This window comes from Ruegeria sp. N8, from assembly GCF_056531325.1.
Genome location: NZ_JBQFLQ010000002.1, coordinates 523,130 through 545,190, shown reverse-complemented (window position 1 = coordinate 545,190; position 22,061 = coordinate 523,130). Strand labels below are relative to the sequence as shown.

The following is a 22,061-nucleotide window of genomic DNA, read 5'->3' as shown; positions in this document are numbered from 1 at the left end:
CCCGCCGACTTGCGAAAGACAGGTTTCTGATGCAGTCAGAGGCATGACTTTCAAGTCCTTTATGAACATCGCGCTGGAACAGGCCCGCGCAGCTGCCGATCGTGGAGAGGTTCCGGTGGGCGCTGTCATCGTGCAGGGCGACCAAGTGGTGGCTGCGGCGGGCAACCGCACGCGCGAACTAAACGACCCAACGGCGCATGCCGAGATTCTGGTTCTGCGTGCGGCTTGTGCTGAGGTGGGGTCCGAGAGGCTACCCGATCATGACCTCTATGTGACGCTGGAGCCTTGCGCGATGTGCGCTGCCGCTTTGTCTGCGGCGCGTATCCGGCGCATTTACTATGGTGCGGCCGATCCGAAATCGGGCGGGGTGGCGCATGGGGCGCGTGTGTTCACGCATCCTCAGGCGCATCACGCGCCCGAGGTTTACGATGGTATCGCAGGGCAAGAGGCCGCCGACTTGCTGAAGACCTTCTTTGCCACGCGACGTGATCCTAAAGCGTGATAGGTTTCATCACCTCGGGTTCAATTACATCGACACCGGGCAGTCCTTCGATCAGCGTCTGGGCGGATTGTTCCAGGATCGGGAAGGTCTTGTAGTGGCAGGGAATCACGGTTTTGAAGTTGAAATACCGCTGCGCGGCATAAGCAGCGCCTTTCATATCCATAGTGAAATGCCCACCCGCTGACAGGATCCCAATATCGGGTTTGTAATAATCGCCCATCCAGTCCATATCGGCCATGATGTCCGTGTCCCCCGACACATAGAGCATGTGACCATCGCCCGCGATCATGAACCCAACTTCGCTGCCACCGGTACGCAGGCCGTCGGGCGTGGAAAAGGTCGAGCTGTGTGAGGCCGGAACCATCGACACCATCACGCCGTTCAGGTTTACCGTGCCACCTTTGTTGAAGCCAACGGTCTCGATCTCTTCAGCTTCGCTCCAATACCCCATCAGATCGTATTGGCCGACCACCGGAATCTTGAGGCGCTTTGCCAGCGAGACAACATCAACCACATGGTCGAAATGCGTATGCGTCAGCAGGATATGTGTCGCACCATCCAGCGCCGCGTCGTGCTGGTCTTCGGGCAGAACCGGATTTCCGGTCAGCCACGGGTCGAGCAGCAGCACTTGTCCTCCAGTTTCGATGCGGAAACTGCCGTGGCCCAGCCAAATGATATTCATGAATAATTCCTCCCGATCAGACTGTTGGCTTTACCCTAGCATCGGCTATGTAAAATTCTATGGACTGGTTTCAGGAAATTGACGGCTATTGCGAGCGCTTGTCGCCCGCCTATTGGGCCGAGCCCATAAACGCCGTGACCAACGCAGCCTTTCTGATTGCCGCTTTCATCATGTGGCGTCGGGTGCGTAGGCAGGGGATGGCGCTGGCAATGGTGCTGGTGGCGATTTTGGCGGCGATCGGCGTGGGTAGCTATCTGTTTCACACTCATGCGCAGGTCTGGGCCGCCATGGCGGACGTGCTGCCGATCGTGCTGTATATCCTGGTCTATATCTTTGCCATCAACCGTGATGTCTGGCAGATGCGACCTGCTTATGCCGGAGCCGTAACCGCGCTCTTTATTCCCTACGCTGCCGCGACGGTGCCACTGTTTCAACTGGTGCCGGGACTGGGCGCGTCATCAGCCTACGCACCGGTACCTTTACTGATTCTGATCTATGCTTATCTGCTGCGCGATCGCGCACCGGGTGCGGCCCGAGGGTTAGCGATTGGGGCGGTGATCCTGATCGCCTCGATCACGTTCCGCGCGCTGGATGAACCAATCTGCGGCCACCTGCCGTTGGGCACGCATTTCATGTGGCATATCCTGAACGCCACCATGCTGGGCTGGATGATCGAGGTCTACCGCAGGCACATGACCCGCACGGCTTAACCCCGAAAGGCGTCGGCAAGGTCAGCGGGCAGGTCGAATTCGTCCAATACCCGCGCGCGACCTTCAGCCGACATCTTGCGGGCAGTCTTTTCGACGATGCTAAGGATTTTCTCGGTAGAGTGCTTTGCGGCAAATGGTGCGAAATACCACTTGAGGAAGACGAAACAGATCACATCTTCCAGTGCTTGAACCTCGGCATCGCGCTTGATGCCTTGTTTGCGCAGCATCCGCCGGGCCGCGTCGATGTCGTCTGCACCATATTCGCTAAGCTCCATGAGACCGGCCACCACCTCGGCATGATGTTCGGCTTGCGCCTTGCGCCAGGTCAGATAACCCGTGCGCCCTTCGGGGTATTCGCTGCGCGCCAGTTTCCACCGCTCGACATGCTGTCCACGCGCGGCGATCTGCAACGGGTCTGATGCGTCAGGGAACAGCCGGTCCAGCTCGGCGCTCATCCGCTGGCCATAAAGCAATGCGGCCGGCTGACCGTCTTCGAGGGTGGGGTCTTGGGTATTGGCCGCGTCGATTGCGTCCAGAACGGCTTGCTTGCGGGTGGTCATCGGGGGCTCCGTCGGATGAGACATCTTTCGAGCATCGTAACGCGTCATTACGCTAAGCGCAGCACATGATTGTAAAAACCCGGGTCGGGAGGAGGAGTTCCCGACCCGGACGAAGGGGTCATATCACTTACCAACCTTCGTTTTGTCTTGCGAGACAGGCTCTGCGACCGTTTCGGGGAAGTTCAGGTCGCGAGTCAGGCTGTCCATGGTCGGCCCGAATGCCTGTGCTTGGGCGGCCAGAACGGTCGAGGCCAGTACAAGGGCGGTCATGAACGTTTTCATCGTCTTTCTCCGATATTGCGTTTCCGTGTAAATGAAATGAACAGTACAGTTTAGTTTTTCAAGAGTAAAAATGAACTAATTGGTTTACTTTTATGCATGACAGCTATGCGGAATTGATGGCGCAAGGGCGCCGTCTGGGCCGGCACAGGGGAAAACAGGCTTCTGCCGCTCTTGCGACCGGGGCATCAGACGGGTAAATGCCCCCTAACGCACAAGAGGTTTTCCGATGTCGATTGACCAAAGCACCGCCGCCAAGGTGGCCAAACTGGCCCGGATCAAGGTCGAGGATGACGCGCTGCCCGCGCTGGCGTCCGAGTTCAACACCATCCTTGGGTTCATCGAGCAACTGAACGAAGTGGATGTCGAAGGCGTCGAGCCCATGGTCTCGGTCGAGCCGATGCGCCTGAAACGGCGCGAAGATGTGGTCACCGACGGAAACCAGCAGGACAAGGTTCTGGCAAACGCCCCCGACGCGCGCGAGGGCTTTTTCGCAGTCCCCAAAGTGGTGGAGTAAGATATGAGCGATCTGAACAAACTGGGTCTGACCGAGGCCCGCGACGCGCTGCGCAAGGGTGATGTGACCTCGGTCGAGCTGACCGAATCCTGCCTGAAGGCCATTGATGACGCCGACGCGCTGAACGCTTTCGTCCACAAAACGCCCGAGATCGCGCTGGAGCGCGCCAAGGCCGCGGACGCACGCATCAGGGAAGGCGACGCGCCTTCCATGTGTGGTCTGCCGATCGGCATCAAGGATCTGTTCTGCACCAAGGGCGTGCCCTCGCAGGCGGCCTCGAAGATTCTGGAAGGCTTCAAGCCGGAATACGAATCCACTGTGTCTCAGCAACTGGCCGATGCCGGTGCCGTGATGCTGGGCAAGCTGAACATGGACGAATTCGCCATGGGCTCGTCCAACGAAACCTCGGTCTACGGAAACGCGGTCAGCCCGTGGCGGCGCGGCAATGACGACGCGCAACTGACACCTGGCGGCTCGTCAGGAGGTTCGGCGTCTGCTGTGGCTGCCGACCTTTGTCTGGCGGCAACCGGCACCGATACCGGCGGCTCGATCCGTCAGCCCGCCGCTTTTGTTGGCATCACCGGCATCAAACCCACATATGGCCGCTGCTCGCGCTGGGGCATCGTGGCCTTTGCCTCCTCGCTGGATCAGGCCGGTCCGATGACCAAGAACGTGCGCGATGCGGCGATCATGCTGGAAACCATGTGTGGCCATGACCCCAAGGATTCAACCAGCGCCGAGCTGGCCGTACCCAACTTCGAAGAAATGCTGACCGGCGATATCAAAGGTAAAAAGATCGGCATTCCGAAAGAATACCGCATGGACGGAATGCCCGCCGAGATCGAAAAGCTTTGGGCCGATGGCGCCGAGATGCTCAAGGCCGCGGGGGCCGAGATCGTTGACATCTCGCTGCCGCACACGAAATACGCGCTGCCAGCCTATTACGTGATTGCTCCGGCCGAGGCGTCCTCGAACCTCGCCCGTTATGACGGTGTCCGCTATGGCCGCCGCGCGCATCTGGCGCAAGGCGATGGCATCACCGAGATGTACGAGAAAACCCGCGCCGAGGGTTTTGGCCACGAGGTACAGCGCCGCGTGATGATCGGCACTTATGTGCTGTCGGCTGGTTTCTACGACGCCTATTACAACCGCGCACGTCGTGTTCGCACCCTGATCAAGAAAGACTTTGAAGACGTCTTCGCCGCAGGTGTCGATGCGATCTTGACCCCAGCCACCCCTTCGGCCTCGTTTGGTCTTGGCGAGATGACCGAGGCCGATCCGGTCCAGATGTATCTGAACGACGTCTTCACCGTCACCGTGAATCTCGCCGGTCTTCCGGGTGTTTCAGTCCCCGCCGGACTGGATGCGCAAGGGTTGCCGCTGGGTCTGCAACTGATCGGTCGCCCTTGGGAAGAGGGTGATCTGCTTAATACGGCCTACGCGCTGGAAAACGCGGCAGGCTTTGTGGCCAAACCGGGCAAATGGTGGTAGGTCTGGGCCAAGGCAAGACATCGCAACACGGAGCAGCAGGATGCGCATCACGCTTCTGATCCCCGCACTCGGGCTTGTAACCGCCTGCAATACGGTGGCCCCCATTCAGGGCGCCGGGTTCAACACACCCTCCTATCAAGCACAGCGCGAGGCCGCGCTGACGGGGCAGGGATATACGGGCAACCCGCTGACCAGTCCCGTAGATGTGTCTGAACAGGCTCTGGGAGCACCGGGCTCCGCGCTGCCCCCGATAGGTGAAAATGCCGACTTGGCCTCGGCCACGGCGGCAGCCTTGGCCAGTACGTCCAATGCGCAGCCAGTGGGCGGCTTTGATCCGGCCACGACGGCCCCGGTTCAAACCGCGATCCCAAGCAATAACACCATCTCTGACGAACAGGATTTCGCCGCTGTATCCGACCGACGCACGATCGAATCGGACGCGGCCCGGATCGAGCAAAACCGCCAGACCTACGAAGTGGTCGCCCCTACCGCGGTCCCGCAGCGTGGCACCGACGGACAGCCTAATATCGTCCAATATGCGCTGAATACATCCAACCCGGTCGGAACACAGCTCTACAGCCGGGCGGGGTTCAACCTGCAAGCCAAAGCGGAGCGCAACTGCGCCAAGTTCCCCTCGGCGGATCAAGCGCAGATCGAGTTCTTGGCCAACGGCGGCCCGCAACGCGACCGCAAGGGTCTGGACCCGGATGGGGATGGCTATGCATGCAGCTGGGACCCAAGCCCGTTCCGCAGTGCCGTCGCAAACTGAGCTGAGCCCGATCTGGCATCCGTCGCCCAACTTTGGTCCGCGACGGGATAGCCTGAAACCCAGCCTGATCGTCCTGCACTATACAGCGATGAGCAGCGCGCAAGCCGCGCTGACCCGCCTGTCCGATCCGCAATACGAGGTCTCGGCCCACTACCTGATCGGCGCAGACGGAACGCTCTGGCACATGGTGCAGGAAACAGACCGTGCGTGGCATGCGGGCGCGGGGGAGTGGATGGGGCAAAGCGACATAAACTCGCGCTCCATTGGGATCGAATTGGATAATCGCGGCGATCACCCCTTTTCCGATCCGCTGATGACCTCGCTTGAGGCCCTGTTACCTGCCATCATGACCCGCTGGAATATCCCCGAAACCGGCATTATTGGTCATTCCGACATGGCTCCGGGCCGCAAAATCGACCCCGGCCCTCGGTTCGACTGGCTAAGGTTGGAACGCCAGGCGCTTGCCGCCAGCCGCGGCAACAGCGCACCCCCGCAAGACACCTCGCCGGCGTCCTTTCGCGCCTGCGCGCAAGCGGCCGGATACACCGCCGACGCGGATGACAAAACTATCCTGTCAACAATCCGCCTCAGATATCGCCCCTGGGCGACCGGACCCCTGACTGCCGAAGACTTCATTCCGTTGATGCCGCCTGCCGCTAGCGCATGATCCGCCCTTCATCTGGCCAAAAATATCCCGGGGTTGAATTGGCCGCAGGCCAAGAAGGGGCTGGCCCCTTCTACCTACCGATCAACTCTTGACGCCGCTGGGCCCAACGCCTAACCCATCCCATGCGCGGAGGGCCGGATGGCCGCTGGGGCCCAAGGGCCCGAGAGGAAAGTCCGGACTCCACAAGACAGCGGTGCCGGGTAACGCCCGGGCGGGGCAACCCGACGGAAAGCGCCACAGAAATCAGACCGCCACATGCGTGTGGTAAGGGTGAAACGGTGGGGTAAGAGCCCACCGCGCCGCTGGCAACAGGGGCGGCACGGCAAGCCCCACCGGGAGCAATGCCAAATAGGGTCCCCGCGCGGGCCGGTCGGCGTCCGCCGATACCGCCGCTAAGCCTGTCTTGGCCCAGAGGGACCGGGTTGGCAGCTTGAGCCGCGCAGCAATGCACGGCCTAGAGGAATGGTCATCGAAGGGGGCAACCCCGGAACAAGATCCGGCTTACAGGCCCTCCGCGCATATTTCTCTCTAAGCAAGCGGCAAGACCCCACGCCCGATCACCCAGATACCGGCGACGATCAGCGCAACCCCGGTTGCCGGAACCAACCACCGCGCCTGCGGCAGTAGCTTCTCCAAGCCCACATAAAGCGCGATACCGGCGATCCAATAGAGGTTCATCACGCCGCCCACGAACAGCAGCAGCATCAACGCCCAGCAACACCCCAGACAGTAAAGCCCATGCAACACGCCGACCCGAAACGCGCCATAGGGGCCTGGGCGGTTGTGGTCGGCCAGAAACCGCGCCGGACTGCGGCAATGGCGCAGACAGGCCGTCTTGAGGCTGGAAAGCTGATAGAGACCAGCGGCCAGCAAAACAGTACCTGCAAAGACCTCGGACCGGATCGTCATCATCGGCCCGTCCGACAGGCCGATCTGCTCCAACCCCCATTGGCTGCCGGTTGCGAGCATACTGAAGGCGGCCCATGCGACGAGATACCCACTTAGAAACAAAAGGCTCAGCCGGGTTGAGCGCGCCTGCTCAGATCCCATTCGTTTGATCGCCGTATACAGCAGCACCGTTGGTGCCGCGCTGGGTGTCATCATGGCAACCATCATGACCCACCACATCAGGAAGATCAGAATGCCATAGCTTAGGGACCAATGAACCTCGCCGCCCATTTGCATCGGAGTGCCGATCGGTCCGGCCATCGCGGTCATATCAACCGCTGTCATGTTCATGCCGATGCCCGCAACCGTATACCAACAGGCAAACAGCACGATCATCAGAACGCAGAACAGCACGATACTGCCGTCACGACGCAGCACTTGCTCGACCACCCCAGGCGTGGGTGCAGATGGATTGGGTTTCATCTAAGCGCCCAGAACGCCATGGCCCGAGATATTCAGATGCGCCAGATGGGCATGGGTCGCATCAAAGCTCAGGCTGATCTCACCCCCATGGGTGGTGGTCGTGCCCGAGGCTGATTCTGCGTGTCGGTATTCGAACCCGTTGGGCAGCTGGATCGCCGCACGGTGCGGTTGACCTGAAACGATATGGGGGATCGGCCTGACATTCAGGTCGAAAATACCTTTCACCTTAGCATAGCCTGTGCGGTCCTCACGCGACCAGTCCAGTTCGATGGGCAGATACAGCGTCTCATGTTTGGTCGGTGCCATGGCGCTGTAAACATACCAGAAGGTCGCCATTTCGTCCGTGTCTTGACCGGTCATGATGGCTTGTAAAGCCGCACGTTGCGCGTCGCTGGCGCTTTCGTCGATGATCAACTGCATCTGACCGTTTCCTTCGTGAATCGGGCCGGGCCAGTAGTACACGCCAGCGGCGCGGACCCCGGCAAGGTCAGTGTCGCCGTAATGGCCGGACTCAATGTCATAGACGACAACAGCTTCACAGTTGCCATGGGTGGGAAGAACGCTGAACTGGCACGGGCAGCCGAAATTGCAGTTGCAATTGGCCAGCTCTTCAGCCTGAATTGTCCATTCTGTCATGATTGCCCCCAAGTAAATTTGCACAAAAAAGAACTACTCGGTCAGGGGTTGCCGTCAGATCTGTGCCTCAACTGTCGCGTCGATTTCCGACGTCTTGGTTTGACAAACTGGATGCACACTATCACGGAACCGTGATCTCGCCAAACGAGGGCAGGCTTGTTGTCGGAAACTCGATTGGAAAACTGCGCAATTCGGCCCGATTCCGGTTGACTCGGCTGCGCGACCGGGTAAAAGCGCACGCTCATAGGAATTCAACCGAAAGGCCCCTGCCTTTCCGGACGCAGGAGATAACCATGGCGAAGCCGACGACAATCAAGATCCGTCTGAACTCGACCGCGGGCACGGGCCACTTCTACGTGACCAAAAAGAACGCGCGCACCATGACCGAAAAAATGACCATTCGTAAATACGATCCGGTCGCTCGGAAGCATGTCGAGTACAAGGAAGGCAAGATCAAGTAATCTGCCGATCCGCTTGGACAGTTTAAAAGGGTTGCGCCACGGCGCAGCCCTTTTTCATGTTCGATCGGCATCCAGTTGCGCTGAGGTCAGCACCAGTCCGTTGCAGCGGCGCATCAGCCACCTGCGCATTCGAATGAGGTGCGGGTTGCTTTTTGGGACACCTTGCCCATACGCTTCAGCTAACCGTTCCAAAATGTTGGCCGTCATGAAAAAAATCTTGTTATCCACAATCACCGTTCTGGCCCTTGCGGGCTGCGAAGATCTCTATAACCGTCAGGGCGTCGGCTTTGCTGGCCTTAGCGGAGAGCCCCGGACATCCTCGGACGTGCCGGGCACTGTCGCATTTGTTCCCGAGTCGCGGAACATCCCAGCTGATCTGGCGGAATTGACGCCGGTCTCGGTGTCGACAGGCGAGACTGAAGCCCAGAAAGTCGCGCGCGTCGCAATCGACAATGGCGGGCGCGGAGATAGCAACGCGGTTGTTCTGAATGGCTCGGGTACCAACTTGTTCCTAAGCACGGTCAATGTGAATGGCACGCCCTATGGCGTGCTGCGTACAGCTAACAACAGCACTCGCGTGGACAACGAAATCGGTGCCGCCTTTGGCCGGAACGCCGAACAGTTCACCGGATGCCTACCCGCCGGAGACGTATTCCGCAAAGGTTCGTCCTCGCGCAGCTCGGGCTTCGCGGTTGCGTTGAACTGTAGCTGATCCCGGTCTGAGAGAACTCCAAAGCCCTCGCCCATCTGGGTGGGGGCTTTTTCTTTTGCCCGATAGGCCTTGGATCTTCAGGCGCAAATGAAAAAGGGCGGGTCAATAACCCGCCCTTTGTTTGATGTGTATCGGTTGCTTATTCGCGGTTGCCGAACAGTTGCAGCAGGAACATGAACATATTGATGAAGTCCAGATACAGGCTCAGCGCGCCCATGATTGCGGCCTTGCCCAACCATTCCTGATCGCCCGAATGGGCCATTTGCAGGTAGGTTGTCTTGATGTTCTGCGTGTCATACGCGGTCAGGCCTGCGAAGATCAGGACACCCAGAACGGAAACTGCGAACGCGATGGCCGACGAGGCGATGAAGATGTTCACAACGGACGCAACGATCAGGCCGATCACGCCCATGATCAGGAATGTGCCCATGGCCGACAGGTCTTTTTTGGTCGTATAGCCATACAGCGAAAGGCCGGCAAAGGCGATCGAGGTGATTAGGAAGACTTGGATGATCGACTGACCGGTGAAGACCAGGAAAATCCAGCTGATCGAAATACCCATCACTGCGGCGAAGGTGTAGAACACCAGCTGAGCCGCTGCTGCCGACAGACGGTTGATTGCTGCGCCAAAGCCGAACACAAAAGCCAGCGGGGCAAACATGATCACCCATTTCAGGGGCGATGTGAACAAGGTCGCGCCGAATTGGGTCAGATACGTGTTCGCGCTGATCTGGTATTCGGTCGGAACGCTGGATACAGCCATGCCGGCAATCGCCCATGCAGCAGCAAAAGTAATCAGCATGCCCACGGACATGGTGCCGTAGACTTTGTTCATATGGGCGCGCAGGCCCTCGTCAATCTGGGCAGCGCGCGCGCCGGCCGCCGTCCGGATCGTGTCAAATTGTGCCATAAAAGGGTCTCCCTTCGTTAATTCTTTGGTGCGTCTGCAAGCGAGACGCCTTCCCCGCAAATATCGGCAAGTGGGGGCTGTGTTTCAAGAGTTTAACGCTGGAAACTGGCTAAAACACGCAACAAAAATGGCGACCTGCTGACGCGGGTCGCCATTGATGAGAAAAAGATACATTCAGAAATTACTTTTGCCAGAAATCCGGCGCATCCCAAATGGGGCGAGCAGCCTCGGCTTCGGCTTGTTCGCGGGTGATACCGATGTCTTTCAATGCGCGGTCGTCCAATCGGGCCAGCTTGTGGCGCTGGCGAAGCAGGGATAAGGCGTCCAACAGAGTCAAAACGGAAAACCGGCGATGCGGTTTGCAGCGGGATGTCAGCGCAATCTGGGTCATAGGTATTGTCCTTTCTTTCATTTCCGATGATTTTTAGAATTTCCATCAACTTCCTTGATCTATATGTCCCGATATGACACATTTTAAAAATGAATATTTTTGACGGAATGCATAAGGGATCGTGAAGATGAGAAATCTGGACATCACCACTCTGCGCTCATTCGTGGCCGTTGCCGATCAAGGCGGCGTAACGCGGGCAGCCGGTTTTTTGCACCTGACGCAATCTGCGGTTTCGATGCAGTTGAAACGGCTGGAGGAACTGCTGGGGCTTGAGTTGCTGGACCGCAGCGGACGCACGATTGCGCTGACGGCATCGGGGGAGCAACTGCTGGCTTATGCACGCCGCATGATTGCGTTGAATGACGAGGTGATCTCGAAGCTCACCGATCAGGCGTTCGAGGGCGAGGTCGTTCTGGGTGTGCCGCATGACATCGTTTACCCCGCGATTCCAAGGGTTCTGAAGCGATTCAACGCCGATTTCCCACGCGTGAAGGTGCAGTTGTTCTCGTCGTTTTCGATGCAGCTGAAAGAGATGTATAGGAAAGGCGAATGCGATCTGATCCTGACGACGGAATCAAACGCCGCGGAAGGGGCGGAAACGATTGCCGAATTGCCTCTGCGCTGGGTTGGCGCGCCGGGTGGGTCGGCATGGCGCAAGCGACCGATCCCCTTGGCTGAGGGGCGACGCTGTCTGTTTCGGCCCAAGGTCATCAGCGCACTGGACGGAGCCGATATTCCTTGGGAACTGGCCGTTGATTCCGAAGATGACCGCACCATCGAGGCCACGGTCAGCGCCGATCTGGCTGTCTCGGCCATGCTGGAAGGCACTGAGGCCGCCCATCTTGAGCTGATCGAATCGGGCGGTGCTCTTCCTGATCTACCGGTTCAAATGATCAACCTTTACGGCGGCGACTCGGGTCGCGGGGAAATCATCGAAGCCCTGGCGGCGCTGGTACGACAGAATTTCCGCATCATGGCGGGGACACCGTTGAAGGCTGTCGCGGGCTAGGGTGTGATGACGACCTTGCCTGTGGCCGCACGGTCCCTCAGCAGTTGCAGGCCTTGCGCGGCCTCGGTCAGGGGCAGGGTATGGCTGATATGGGGTTTGATTTTCCCCTCCGAATGCCAGCGAAATAGGGTGGCGAAGCTGTCCTGCACGATCTGAGGGCGGAATCTCAGATAGCCGCCGATGTAAAAGCCGATGACAGTCAAGTTCTTGACCAGAAGGTGATTGGCGGGGATTTGTGGCACGTCGCCGCCCGCGAACCCGATGGGCAGCAGACGGCCCTCGGGATTAGTGGCACGAAAGGCGGCCTGGAACACGTCGCCGCCGATGGCGTCATAGACCACATCGGCGCCACCCAATTCCTTCACGCGCGACCGAAGATCTTCGGAGGCGTCAATCAGGTGATCGGCTCCTGCGGTGCGCGCGACCTCCAGCTTTTCCGCCCCGCGCGCCTGCGCAATCACCGTGGCCCCCATCAACTTGCCGATTTCGACAGCCGTCAATCCGACGCCACCAGCAGCCCCTGTGACCAGCAAGGTTTCACCCGGCTGCAATCGGGCGCGGTGATCCAGCGCAATGTGACTGGTTCCATATGCAATTTGGATGGCGGCGGCGTCCTCAAAGCTCGTCGAAGCGGGTAGGGGGATCGCACGATCTGCGTCGAACACCCCAAATTCCGCCAAACCGCCCTGACCTGAATAGACAGCCACACGATCCCCTACGGACAAGGTTGTCACATCCGGGCCAAGCTGATCGACAACACCAGAAATTTCCATCCCTTGCGTGAAGGGGGCTGAGGGGGTGTCCTGATAGGTGCCCTTCTGCATCAGCAGATCCGCGAAGTTCAGACCGCAGGCCTTGATGGCGACGCGAATCTGCCCTGGACCAGGGTCAGGGAGCGCGATATCGCACAGCTGAGCGTCCGCGCCTTTCGATGAGATTCTGTAGGCCAGCATAAAGGTGCTCCGTGATTTTGGGCGGAGTAGATTCGTTTTCTGGTTGAATTGTCAATCAGTGACCTTGCGCGCAAAAAACTGGCACGAACGCTAATATATACATAATGCAATAAACATAGAGGTATTATGTGTGCGCATCGCACAACCACAAATCCTTACCCTTGAAATCTTACTCAACCTTCTTGAAAAAAAACGCAAATAGGGCAATAGTGCGCTATGGTGCTGATTTGGGGGCATGTTCCAACTTAGTGAGCGGTTAAGAACTGCTCGTTAGTTATGCGATGATGAAATATATCGCACGTCCCCGGTAGTTGTGTAGTAGAGGAGAATACCAATGACCCATCACGTCGATGTCCATGTGGGCAAGCGCGTCCGGCATCGCCGCTGGCTGATTGGAATGACCCAGCAGCAACTGGCGCAGCAAGTTGGTATCAAGTTCCAGCAGATTCAGAAATACGAAACGGGTGCGAACCGCATCAGTGCGTCGCGTTTGTGGGACATCGCCGAAGCGCTGGATGTTCCGGTCAGCTTTTTCTTCGAAGGTTTGGAAGAGGCTGAGAAGGAAACCTCAAGCAAGAAATCGGTGCCTGCTGATCTGATGGGAGACAAAGAGGCGTTGGATCTGGTTCGGTCCTACTATGCGATCCCGGAAAACCAGCGCCGTCGACTGTTCGAACTGGCGCGTGTTCTCAGCGACGTTGCCTGATTAAGCGGGTTGACTTTGATGCGTGTGCCCTGCACGGGTAGCGCATGACACAGCCTATTCTGACCGATCTGGACGTAGCAGAAGAAATGGCCGACGCAGCGCGCGCGGCCATTCTTCCGTTTTTCCGCCAAGCAAATCTGGAAACCTCGAACAAGCTGTCACAGGGGTTCGATCCGGTGACGATCGCCGATCGTGAGGCCGAGCGTGTAATGCGCGACATTCTGGCCAAACATCGCCCTGATGACGGGATTTTGGGGGAAGAATTCGGTCAGGTGCCGGGCAGCAGCGGCCGAACCTGGGTCTTGGACCCGATTGACGGCACGCGCGGGTTCATCAGCGGGACGCCCACATGGGGTGTTCTGATTGCGCTCAGCAGCGCTGACGGGCCGATCATGGGGGTCATTGATCAGCCATATATTGGTGAACGGTTCGTGGGCTCGGTCGATATTGCGCAGGTCAGCGGACCCACGGGAACCCGGCCTTTGGACACGCGGGCGACAACCTCGCTGGCTCAGGCCATCGTGTTTACCACTTTCCCCGAGGTCGGCACCCCGGAAGAACGCGCCGGGTTCGAGGCCGTGGCGCGGCACGCGCGCCTCACGCGATATGGCATGGATTGCTACGCCTATGCCTTGCTGGCCGCCGGGCAGGTGGATCTGGTGATCGAGGCCGGTTTGCAAGCCTATGACATCCAGGCACCCATAGCCGTGATCGAGGCGGCTGGCGGCATCGTCACCGACTGGCAGGGTGGTCGCGCCCACAACGGCGGTCGCGCTCTGGCAGCGGCCAATGCCGATCTGCACGCCGCTGCGCTGGATATCTTGCGCCAATACTGAATCCGGTTGCCCGGACCGGCCCGGTCGGTTATTTTCTGACCGGTTGGTTCTTACGCCCGTTTTCCGCCAGCCCGCATTCTCCAAGCATGAGACGGGTTGATGCGACGGAGGGGCGAGATGACCGAAATCCTTATCAAACACGCAGATACCATCCTCACAATGGATGACACGCGACGCGAATTGCGTGGGGCCGATATTCTGATCCAAAACAGCCAGATTGCGCAGATCGGGCAGGGCCTGACCACGACCGGAGAAATCCATGACGCGACAGGATGCGTGGTGACACCTGGTTTGGTGAACACACATCACCATCTTTACCAAACCCTAACCCGCGCCGTACCCGGTGGGCAGGATGCGCTGCTCTTTGGTTGGCTGAAAACGCTCTACCCCATCTGGGCACGGTTCGGACCGGATGAAATGTTCACCTCAGCTCAGATTGGGCTGGCCGAATTGGCGCTGTCGGGCTGTACGCTTAGTTCGGACCACTTGTACCTCTACCCCAACGGCGCACGGCTGGACGACACCATCGCCGCCGCTGCCGAGGTCGGCCTGCGTTTCCACCCGACCCGTGGCGCGATGAGCATCGGTGAAAGCGATGGTGGCCTGCCCCCGGATGCGCTGGTTGAAACCGAGGATGCAATCCTCAACGATATGATCCGCGTCGTCGACGCCTTTCATGACGCGTCCGAGGGCGCAATGTGCCGGGTCGGCCTGGCTCCATGCTCTCCGTTTTCGGTTAGCCGTGACCTGATGCGCGACACAGCCGTACTGGCGCGAGACAAGGGCGTGATGCTGCACACTCATCTTGCCGAAAACGATGAGGATATCGCCTATTCCCAGGCGCAATTCGGCTGCCGCCCCGGTCAATACGCCGAAGATCTGGGCTGGACCGGCCCCGATGTGTGGCAGGCCCATTGCGTCAAGCTGGATGGGGCCGAGATCGACCTATTCGCCCGCACACAGACCGGCGTTGCCCATTGCCCCTGTTCAAACTGTCGGCTGGGCTCAGGGATCGCGCCGGTTCGGAAAATGCGCGATTGCGGCGTGCCAGTTGGGCTGGGCGCGGATGGCTCGGCCAGCAATGACAATGGCAGCCTGGTGCTCGAGGCGCGACAGGCCATGCTCCTCCAACGGGTCGCCAATGGCGCGGATGCGATGTCCTCCCGCGAGGCGCTTGAACTCGCAACCCGAGGCGGTGCTGATGTCCTCAACCGCCCCGATTGCGGCCGGTTAGCGCCGGGCAAGCGCGCAGATATTGCCATCTGGGACATAGGCGGTATCGAAAGCGCAGGCAGTTGGGACCCGGCGGCGCTGTTGCTATCCGGGCCGATGAAGGTGAAACATTTGTTCGTCGAAGGTCGCCAAATCGTGCGCGGCGGGGCTATCACCACTCTGGACCTGCCACGTGTGATCGAACGGCAGAACGCGCTGGCGCGAGCCCTGCAAAGCTGAAACTCTTCTTCTGTTCAAAAATACCTCCGCCGGAGGCATGCGCCGCAAGGCGCATTCCCTCACGCGACAGCGGCCCCACCGATCCAAACCTCGGCAATGGCGCGATCATCCCCCATCATGATGGTCGGGAAGATCGCCTCCCATATATCATCCGCACAAGCCTCGCGCTGCGCGATGGCCGGGGTCGAGGCCAGATCAAGCACGACCAGATCCGCCTCCATCCCCAGTGCGATATTGCCAATCCGATCGTCCAACCGCAGCGACCGCGCCGATCCGACCGTGCCCAACCACAACAGTTGCGCCGCATGCAGAGGCGCGCCGCGCAGTTGTCCGATCTCATAGGCCGAGGCCATTGTATGCAGCATCGAGAAACTCGACCCGCCGCCCGTATCCGTGGCCAACCCGACCCGATGCCCGTCATGCATCAATCCGGTCATATCGAACAGGCCCGAGCCAATGAAGGTGTTCGAGGTCGGGCAATGGATCAGCGCCGCGTCCACCTCGCGCAGGCGGTCGCGCTCGCGCGCCTCCAGATGGATGACGTGACCATAGACCCCATGCGAACCCAGAAGACCGAATTTCTCGTAAGTATCCAGATAGTCGCGCGCCTCGGGAAACAACTCGCGGACCCAGGCGATTTCATCCGTTTGTTCACTCAGATGGGTCTGCATTAGACAATGAGGGTGCTCGGCCCACAGCGCGCCCATCGCCTCAAGCTGTTCAGGCGTGGATGTCGGTGAAAACCGCGGTGTGATAGCATAGGTTAAACGGTCAACACGATGCCATTTCTCTAGCAATACCTCCGATTGGTCATAGGCCGTTTTCGCAGTGTCCCGCAGCCCCTCGGGCGCGTTGCGGTCCATGCAGGTCTTGCCTGCCACCACACGCTGGTTGCGCGCTTGTGCAGCCGCAAAGAACGCATCGACGCTTTCGGGGTGAATGGTGCAAAAGCTGCACATTGTCGTGGTGCCATGGGCCGCTGTTAGGTCCAGATAGCGGTTTGCAATTTCGGCGGCATAGGTCGGGTCGCCGAACTTCATCTCTTCGGGGAAGGTATAGGTGTTCAACCAGTCGATCAGACGTTTGCCCCAGCTGGCAATCATCGCGGTCTGTGGATAGTGCACATGCGCGTCCACAAATCCGGCCATGATCACGTGCTGGCCGTGATCGACCACCTGCGCGTCGGGATGCGCAGAGCGCAGCGTATCGGCATGACCCACCGCGGCGATATGGCCACCCTCGACCACCACTGCTTCGCTGAACTCAACGGCGTCGGTTGGCTCGCCCTCGAACGGGGAACCGGTAAAGCTGAGCACACGCCCTTTCAGCAGCGTTTTCTGCGCCATTTTCATTCATCTCCGCCTGTATGGGACCGTCAAATAGCATAGGCGCGGGAAACTTCTGGGTAAATCGGCGCATTGTCATTGTTTTCCGGTAGCTGCTTCTTCTATTTAAAGGGCAATGACCGAAGGATAGCGGGGGCAGACATGACCACAGGCATTGACGAACCCCAAGTCGAGTCGACCAGTGACGACGACGTTTATGCGCTGGACCCGAAGGCTATCACGGCAATTCTTTATGCTGTCGATGTGGATGACCGCGACAAGCTGGTTGAGCTTATGGAGCCGCTGCACGCCGCTGACATCGCCGACCTTCTGGAACAGATCAACCCGTACGACCGCGCCCAGTTGATCCGGCTGTATGACAAAGAGTTTGACGGCGACATCTTGTCCGAACTTGACGAGGCCGTGCGGGAAGAGATCATCGGCATTCTCAAGCCCGACGTTCTCGCCGACGCCGTGCGCGAGATGGAAAGCGACGATGTTGTCGACCTGCTGGAGGACCTCGAAGAGCCGCAGCAAGAGGCCATTCTGGACGCGCTGGAGGATTCCGAGCGGATCGCGGCAGAGCAGGCGCTGTCTTACCCCGAGAACTCGGCCGGTCGCCTCATGCAGCGCGAAGTGGTCATGTCGCCCGAACATTGGACGGTGGGTCAGGCCATCGATTTCATGCGCGCCAATGACGATCTGCCCGAGCAATTCTACTATGTCGTCATGGTCGATCCGCGCCTGAAACCTGTGGCGCAGGTGACACTGGGCAAGCTTATGGCGGCGCGCCGCGAAGTGCGGCTGGCCGATCTGGCCGATGAAGAGCTGCACATTATTCCGGTCGATCAGGATGAAGAGGACGTGGCCTATGCGTTCAACCAGTACCACCTGATCTCGGCCCCGGTGGTGGATGCTGATGGGCGGTTGGTTGGTGTCATTACCATCGACGACGCCATGGTGGTTCTGGATGAAGAGCACGAGGAAGATATCCTGCGTTTGGCTGGGGTTAGCGACGAAAGCTCAATCTCGGACAGTGTGGCGAATACCAGCAAGCGACGGCTGCCGTGGTTGGCGGTGAATCTGTGCACGGCGATCTGTGCCTCGCTGGTGATTTCGCAATTCGAGGCAGCAATTGATCAGCTGGTGGCGCTGGCGATCCTGATGCCGATCGTGGCTTCGATGGGGGGCAATGCAGGTACGCAGTCGCTTACAGTCGCGGTGCGAGCGCTGGCGACGCGCGACCTGACCAACGCCAACGTGATGAGGGTGATCCGGCGGGAATTGCTGGTGGGACTTCTGAACGGGCTGTGTTTTGCCATAGTGCTGGGCACGGTTGGGATGATGTGGTTTGATTCTCCGATGCTGGGTGTCGTGATCGGGTCGGCCTTGGTCGTGAACATGGTGATCGCGGGGTTTGCGGGTACGGTAGTACCGGTGGTGCTGGATCGTCTGGGCGTTGACCCGGCGCTGGCGTCGGGGACCTTTGTGACGACGACAACGGATGTCATGGGGTTCTTCATCTTTCTGGGACTTGCCAGCGTGGTGCTACTGTGACCGATCTGACCGAAATCAAAGCCGCCGCGCGCAAGGCGGCCTTTGCGCGTCGAAAGGCTGCCTTTGACGCGCGACTTCCCGGTGCGGCAGGGCGTTTGTCCGAAGTGTTGGCCGGGCACCGGGGCGTGCCGATCTCGGGCTACATGCCCATCCGCACCGAGATTGATCCGCTGCCCGCCATGGCCGAGGCTTCGGCCTATGGTCCGGTCGGCGTGCCCGTGATCCAAGCTGCCGCGCAGCCGCTGAAGTTTTCGCACTGGACCCCCGAAGGCGCTCTAAAAGACGGCCCTTTTGGGGCCAAGGTGCCGGAGGTCGACGATTATTTTGACCCGGAAATCCTGATCGTGCCGCTGGTGGCCTTTGATGCGCAGGGTGGACGGCTGGGCTATGGCGGTGGTTTCTATGACCGCACGCTGGAGGGACTGCGCGCCAAACGCCCGACACTGGCCATTGGTTTCGCCTTTGACGCACAAGAGGCCGAGGGCCTGCCGCTGGAGCCGACCGATCAGCCCTTGGACATGGTGATCACGGAAAGCCGGGTTCTGACTTTTTAACGCCGCTCACCCCGCATGGTTTTCGCGGAAATACTCCCACGCATCCAGATCGCGCCCATCGGGTAGGGTACACCGCCCTGTTTGGCCGTCGGCCCCGTCGACAATGCGATAATCGCCGCCGCTTTCGACACAGAACGTCGCCGCAGGGTTGGCGAGTTGTGCCGAGTTATCAGACGCAGGTTCGCATGCAGCGAGGGGGATCAGCAGAAGGGCAGGCAGGTATAGGCGGGTCATGAAACGCTCCGATGAATGGTATTGGCAGTTTATGACCTGAGTTTAACCACTTGTGCTTGGTCATTGCCACACTTAGGACGGTTCGTATGAGGATACTTTTTCTGGGTGACGTTATGGGCCGCGCCGGGCGTGCGGCGATCCAACAATATCTGCCACGTCTGCGCGACGAATGGCGGCTGGATTTTGTTGTGGTCAATGGCGAGAACGCCTCGAACGGGATGGGGCTGACCGGCGATCACGCCAAGCTGCTGCTGGATGCCGGCGCCGATTGCCTGACGCTGGGCGATCACGCGTTCGACCAGAAAGATATGCTTCAATTCATCGAGAAAGAGTCCCGCATCGTGCGGCCGGTAAATTTCGCCAAAGGCGCGCCGGGGCGGGGGCATCGCCTGTATACCGCGCCGGGCGGGCGCAAGGTTCTGGTGGTGCAGGTGCTGGGGCAGGTCTTCATGAAACGGCCCTTTGATGATCCGTTCTCGGCCATCGAGCCGATCCTGAAATCCCACCCGCGCGGTGGTCAGGCGCAAGCAATCATTGTCGATATGCATTGTGAGGCCACATCCGAGAAGATGGCCATGGGTCATTATTGCGATAAACGCGCCAGCCTTGTGGTCGGCACGCATACCCATGTGCCAACGGCAGATGCGCAGATTCTGCCCAATGGAACCGCCTATCTGACCGATGCGGGGATGTGTGGCGATTACGACTCGGTCATCGGCATGGACAAGGTTGAACCGATGCGCCGCTTTATCACCGGGATGCCCAAAGCCCGATTTACCCCCGCCAATGGCGAGGCCACGCTGAGCGGCGTGTTTGTCGAGACTGACGACCGCACCGGAGAGGCAAAATCTGCGCAAATGGTGCGCGTTGGCGGGCGTTTGCAGCAAGCAGGGCCGCAGTAAGGCTTGCTCTGCCCCTTCCAATGCGTGAAACTGCCTGACGAGCGCGCAGCTCGGGTCAGGGTTCGGACATAAACCAAGAATGCAACTCCTCCAGCTTTCAGAAACAGGCAGCGCGATACTGGCGCTCTTGGTTGTCGCGGGCATGTTCATCATGTTCCTGCGTGAGGTTTACCCGACCGAGGTAGTCGCCATCGGCGGCGTGGCCGTGATGCTGGTAACGGGCATTCTGCCCTATCAAAGCGCGCTGGCCGTGCTGTCCAACCCCGCACCTTGGACCATTGCCGCGATGTTCATCATCATGGGGGCTTTGGTGCGCACGGGTGCGCTGGATGCGTTCACCTCAACCGCGCAGAAACAGGCGCAGGTCAACCCAAGGATTGCCATTGGTCTGTTGATGGGGTTTGTGGTGCTGGCCTCGGCCGTGGTGTCGAACACGCCGGTTGTGGTTGTGATGATCCCGGTCTTTGTCCAGATCGCCCGCACGCTGGACGTGCCTGCGTCGAAATTGCTGATTCCGCTCAGCTATGCGGCGATTCTGGGTGGCACGCTGACGCTGATCGGTACGTCGACCAACCTGCTGGTGGACGGTGTAGCCCGGTCGCAGGGTATGGCTCCCTTCACCATTTTCGAGGTCACTCCGCTGGGTGTTGCGCTGGTGATCTATGGCATGGTCTACCTGCGGTTCATCGCGCCACGTCTGCTGCCGGATCGTGACAGCATGGCGACGCTTCTGTCCGACCGCTCAAAGATGAAATTCTTTACCGAGGCCGTCATCCCTCCCGAAAGCAACCTGATCGGGCGCGAAGTAACGGGCGTACAGCTCTTCAAACGCCCCGGCGTCCGACTGATCGACGTGATCCGAGGCGACGAGTCATTGCGCCGCAACCTTAAAGGCGTCGAGCTGAAACTGGGCGACCGCGTGGTTCTGCGCACCGAAATGACGGAACTGCTGAGTCTGCAAAGCAACAAGGAACTCAAGCGCGTCGACCAGGTTTCGGCGGTCGAGACCAAGACAGTCGAGGTTCTGATCACCCCCGGCTGCCGCATGGTTGGCCGGACACTGGGCGCAATGCGTCTGCGGCGGCGTTATGGTGTCTATGTGCTGGCGGTGCATCGCCGGAACCAGAATATCGGGCGCCAACTGGATGATCTGGTGGTGCGCGTAGGCGATACGCTGCTGCTGGAGGGCGCACCCGAAGACATCCAGAGGCTAGCCGCTGATATGGATATGGTCGACGTCTCACAGCCCTCGGCCCGCGCGTTCCGACGCAGTCATGCGCCGATTGCCATCGGTGCGCTGGTCGGGATCGTGGCTCTGGCCGCGCTGGGCGTTGCACCGATCCTTCTGCTTTCCATTCTGGCGGTCGCGGTGGTGCTGCTGACTCGCTGTATCGACGCGGATGAGGCGTTTTCCTTTGTCGAAGGTCGCCTGCTGGCGCTGATCTTCTCGATGCTGGCGATTGGCGCAGCGTTAGACAAATCCGGCGCAGTGTCGCTGATTGTCGAAGCGGTCGCACCGGGCCTCAGCGCCCTGCCGCCTTTCCTGATCATCTGGGCCGTGTATCTGTTGACCTCGGTGCTGACCGAGCTGGTCTCGAACAACGCGGTGGCCGTGGTGGTGACCCCGATTGCCATCGGGCTGGCGCAAGCGGTGGGCATCGACCCGCGTCCGTTGGTGGTGGCAGTGATGGTGGCGGCCTCGGCCTCATTTGCGACGCCCATCGGATACCAGACCAACATGATGGTTTATGGCCCCGGTGGGTACCGTTTCACCGATTTCCTTAAGGTCGGGGTGCCATTGAACCTGACAGTGGGCTTGCTGGCATCGCTGCTGATTCCGTTGATCTGGCCGCTTTAAAGACGGCGCGATTTTGC

General features: G+C 59.5%; 26 protein-coding genes and 1 other RNA gene. 17 read left to right on the top strand and 10 right to left on the bottom strand.

Translation table 11 applies throughout. The annotated features are described in order from the left end of the window. Positions 1-43: 43 nt before the first annotated feature. Positions 44-502 carry a nucleoside deaminase gene (locus tag ACR0C5_RS06790; RefSeq protein WP_480875487.1) on the top strand — a complete coding sequence of 153 codons (459 nt, stop codon included), beginning with the start codon at positions 44-46 and terminating at the stop codon, positions 500-502. Here ACR0C5_RS06790 and ACR0C5_RS06785 read toward each other — a convergent pair. Beyond that, positions 492-1,184 carry a metal-dependent hydrolase gene (locus ACR0C5_RS06785; RefSeq protein ID WP_480875486.1) on the bottom strand — a complete coding sequence of 231 codons (693 nt, stop codon included), beginning with the start codon at positions 1,182-1,184 and terminating at the stop codon, positions 492-494. The genes ACR0C5_RS06790 and ACR0C5_RS06785 overlap by 11 nt on opposite strands. Before the next feature lie 59 nt (positions 1,185-1,243). Between ACR0C5_RS06785 and ACR0C5_RS06780 the strand changes: the two genes are divergently transcribed. Further along, positions 1,244-1,894 carry a ceramidase domain-containing protein gene (locus ACR0C5_RS06780; RefSeq protein WP_480875483.1) on the top strand — a complete coding sequence of 217 codons (651 nt, stop codon included), beginning with the start codon at positions 1,244-1,246 and terminating at the stop codon, positions 1,892-1,894. Here the strand turns inward: ACR0C5_RS06780 and ACR0C5_RS06775 are convergent. Both ACR0C5_RS06775 and ACR0C5_RS06770 read right to left on the bottom strand, forming a co-directional pair. Continuing rightward, a complete protein-coding gene (locus ACR0C5_RS06775; protein ID WP_480875480.1) occupies positions 1,891-2,454 on the bottom strand; it encodes a DUF4202 domain-containing protein in 564 nt (187 codons plus the stop codon). The genes ACR0C5_RS06780 and ACR0C5_RS06775 overlap by 4 nt on opposite strands. A 123-nt stretch (positions 2,455-2,577) precedes the next feature. Beyond that, positions 2,578-2,736 carry a hypothetical protein gene (locus tag ACR0C5_RS06770; RefSeq protein ID WP_170769114.1) on the bottom strand — a complete coding sequence of 53 codons (159 nt, stop codon included), beginning with the start codon at positions 2,734-2,736 and terminating at the stop codon, positions 2,578-2,580. A gap of 226 nt (positions 2,737-2,962) precedes the next feature. On the opposite strand from ACR0C5_RS06770, the gene gatC reads away from it, so the two are divergent. The 5 genes from gatC to rnpB all read left to right on the top strand — a co-directional run bounded on the left by gatC (position 2,963) and on the right by rnpB (position 6,697). Beyond that, entirely contained in the window at positions 2,963-3,250 is a 288-nt protein-coding gene (gene gatC / locus ACR0C5_RS06765) for an Asp-tRNA(Asn)/Glu-tRNA(Gln) amidotransferase subunit GatC (RefSeq protein ID WP_170325838.1), read from the top strand. 3 nt (positions 3,251-3,253) lie between these two features. Continuing rightward, complete coding sequence (gene gatA / locus ACR0C5_RS06760; RefSeq protein WP_480875476.1) at positions 3,254-4,741, top strand: Asp-tRNA(Asn)/Glu-tRNA(Gln) amidotransferase subunit GatA; 1,488 nt, start codon at positions 3,254-3,256, stop codon at positions 4,739-4,741. Between the two features lie 40 nt (positions 4,742-4,781). Continuing rightward, positions 4,782-5,510, top strand: coding sequence for a hypothetical protein (locus ACR0C5_RS06755; protein WP_480875474.1), 729 nt, complete (start codon positions 4,782-4,784; stop codon positions 5,508-5,510). Continuing rightward, a complete protein-coding gene (locus ACR0C5_RS06750; protein ID WP_480875472.1) occupies positions 5,461-6,177 on the top strand; it encodes an N-acetylmuramoyl-L-alanine amidase in 717 nt (238 codons plus the stop codon). Before ACR0C5_RS06755 ends, ACR0C5_RS06750 begins: the two co-directional genes overlap by 50 nt. Positions 6,178-6,303: 126 nt before the next feature. Next, positions 6,304-6,697: RNase P RNA component class A (gene rnpB / locus ACR0C5_RS06745), an RNA gene on the top strand. A gap of 8 nt (positions 6,698-6,705) precedes the next feature. Here rnpB and ACR0C5_RS06740 read toward each other — a convergent pair. Both ACR0C5_RS06740 and ACR0C5_RS06735 read right to left on the bottom strand, forming a co-directional pair. Beyond that, the gene (locus tag ACR0C5_RS06740) at positions 6,706-7,548 is read right to left on the bottom strand and encodes a DUF2182 domain-containing protein (RefSeq protein WP_170769118.1); all 843 of its coding nucleotides are present in this window, start codon (positions 7,546-7,548) and stop codon (positions 6,706-6,708) included. Further along, a complete protein-coding gene (locus tag ACR0C5_RS06735) occupies positions 7,549-8,184 on the bottom strand; it encodes a DUF1326 domain-containing protein (RefSeq protein ID WP_170769119.1) in 636 nt (211 codons plus the stop codon). 293 nt (positions 8,185-8,477) lie between these two features. Here ACR0C5_RS06735 and rpmG point away from each other — a divergent pair, with 293 nt between their 5' ends. Beyond that, positions 8,478-8,645 (top strand): 50S ribosomal protein L33, encoded by a 168-nt coding sequence (gene rpmG / locus ACR0C5_RS06730; RefSeq protein WP_010441901.1) that lies wholly within the window; start codon positions 8,478-8,480, stop codon positions 8,643-8,645. Positions 8,646-8,850: 205 nt separating this feature from the next. Continuing rightward, positions 8,851-9,357 carry a hypothetical protein gene (locus tag ACR0C5_RS06725; protein ID WP_170769120.1) on the top strand — a complete coding sequence of 169 codons (507 nt, stop codon included), beginning with the start codon at positions 8,851-8,853 and terminating at the stop codon, positions 9,355-9,357. 139 nt (positions 9,358-9,496) lie between these two features. Here the strand turns inward: ACR0C5_RS06725 and ACR0C5_RS06720 are convergent, their stop codons facing one another. Both ACR0C5_RS06720 and ACR0C5_RS06715 read right to left on the bottom strand, forming a co-directional pair. Continuing rightward, on the bottom strand, positions 9,497-10,267 hold the full coding sequence (locus tag ACR0C5_RS06720; RefSeq protein WP_170769121.1) for a Bax inhibitor-1/YccA family protein: 771 nt from the start codon (positions 10,265-10,267) through the stop codon (positions 9,497-9,499). 181 nt (positions 10,268-10,448) lie between these two features. After that, a complete protein-coding gene (locus tag ACR0C5_RS06715; RefSeq protein ID WP_170769122.1) occupies positions 10,449-10,658 on the bottom strand; it encodes a DUF1127 domain-containing protein in 210 nt (69 codons plus the stop codon). Between the two features lie 127 nt (positions 10,659-10,785). Between ACR0C5_RS06715 and ACR0C5_RS06710 the strand changes: the two genes are divergently transcribed. Continuing rightward, the gene (locus ACR0C5_RS06710) at positions 10,786-11,667 is read left to right on the top strand and encodes a LysR family transcriptional regulator (RefSeq protein WP_170769123.1); all 882 of its coding nucleotides are present in this window, start codon (positions 10,786-10,788) and stop codon (positions 11,665-11,667) included. Here ACR0C5_RS06710 and ACR0C5_RS06705 read toward each other — a convergent pair. Further along, positions 11,664-12,620: an NADPH:quinone oxidoreductase family protein gene (locus ACR0C5_RS06705; protein ID WP_170783976.1), complete on the bottom strand. Its 957-nt coding sequence runs from the start codon at positions 12,618-12,620 to the stop codon at positions 11,664-11,666. The two genes, ACR0C5_RS06710 and ACR0C5_RS06705, sit on opposite strands and share 4 nt — an antisense overlap. A gap of 334 nt (positions 12,621-12,954) precedes the next feature. On the opposite strand from ACR0C5_RS06705, the gene ACR0C5_RS06700 reads away from it, so the two are divergent. The 3 genes from ACR0C5_RS06700 to ACR0C5_RS06690 all read left to right on the top strand — a co-directional run bounded on the left by ACR0C5_RS06700 (position 12,955) and on the right by ACR0C5_RS06690 (position 15,614). Next, a complete protein-coding gene (locus ACR0C5_RS06700) occupies positions 12,955-13,326 on the top strand; it encodes a helix-turn-helix domain-containing protein (RefSeq protein ID WP_170769125.1) in 372 nt (123 codons plus the stop codon). A gap of 44 nt (positions 13,327-13,370) precedes the next feature. Beyond that, a complete protein-coding gene (hisN, locus tag ACR0C5_RS06695; protein ID WP_480875461.1) occupies positions 13,371-14,162 on the top strand; it encodes a histidinol-phosphatase in 792 nt (263 codons plus the stop codon). A gap of 117 nt (positions 14,163-14,279) precedes the next feature. Then, positions 14,280-15,614 (top strand): 8-oxoguanine deaminase, encoded by a 1,335-nt coding sequence (locus ACR0C5_RS06690; RefSeq protein WP_480875459.1) that lies wholly within the window; start codon positions 14,280-14,282, stop codon positions 15,612-15,614. Between the two features lie 59 nt (positions 15,615-15,673). Here ACR0C5_RS06690 and guaD read toward each other — a convergent pair whose 3' ends face one another. After that, on the bottom strand, positions 15,674-16,960 hold the full coding sequence (gene guaD, locus ACR0C5_RS06685) for a guanine deaminase (protein ID WP_480875458.1): 1,287 nt from the start codon (positions 16,958-16,960) through the stop codon (positions 15,674-15,676). A gap of 141 nt (positions 16,961-17,101) precedes the next feature. Between guaD and mgtE the strand changes: the two genes are divergently transcribed. Further along, on the top strand, positions 17,102-18,496 hold the full coding sequence (gene mgtE / locus ACR0C5_RS06680; protein ID WP_170769128.1) for a magnesium transporter: 1,395 nt from the start codon (positions 17,102-17,104) through the stop codon (positions 18,494-18,496). Further along, complete coding sequence (locus tag ACR0C5_RS06675) at positions 18,493-19,050, top strand: 5-formyltetrahydrofolate cyclo-ligase (protein WP_170783987.1); 558 nt, start codon at positions 18,493-18,495, stop codon at positions 19,048-19,050. The genes mgtE and ACR0C5_RS06675 overlap by 4 nt, the downstream gene beginning before the upstream one ends. A gap of 6 nt (positions 19,051-19,056) precedes the next feature. Here ACR0C5_RS06675 and ACR0C5_RS06670 read toward each other — a convergent pair whose 3' ends face one another. Further along, complete coding sequence (locus tag ACR0C5_RS06670; RefSeq protein ID WP_170788257.1) at positions 19,057-19,284, bottom strand: putative hemolysin; 228 nt, start codon at positions 19,282-19,284, stop codon at positions 19,057-19,059. Between the two features lie 86 nt (positions 19,285-19,370). On the opposite strand from ACR0C5_RS06670, the gene ACR0C5_RS06665 reads away from it, so the two are divergent. Then, positions 19,371-20,186 carry a TIGR00282 family metallophosphoesterase gene (locus ACR0C5_RS06665; protein ID WP_480875453.1) on the top strand — a complete coding sequence of 272 codons (816 nt, stop codon included), beginning with the start codon at positions 19,371-19,373 and terminating at the stop codon, positions 20,184-20,186. Between the two features lie 79 nt (positions 20,187-20,265). Beyond that, positions 20,266-22,044, top strand: a complete 1,779-nt coding sequence (locus tag ACR0C5_RS06660; protein ID WP_480875450.1) for an SLC13 family permease — start codon at positions 20,266-20,268, stop codon at positions 22,042-22,044. The last annotated feature ends 17 nt before the right edge of the window (positions 22,045-22,061 follow it).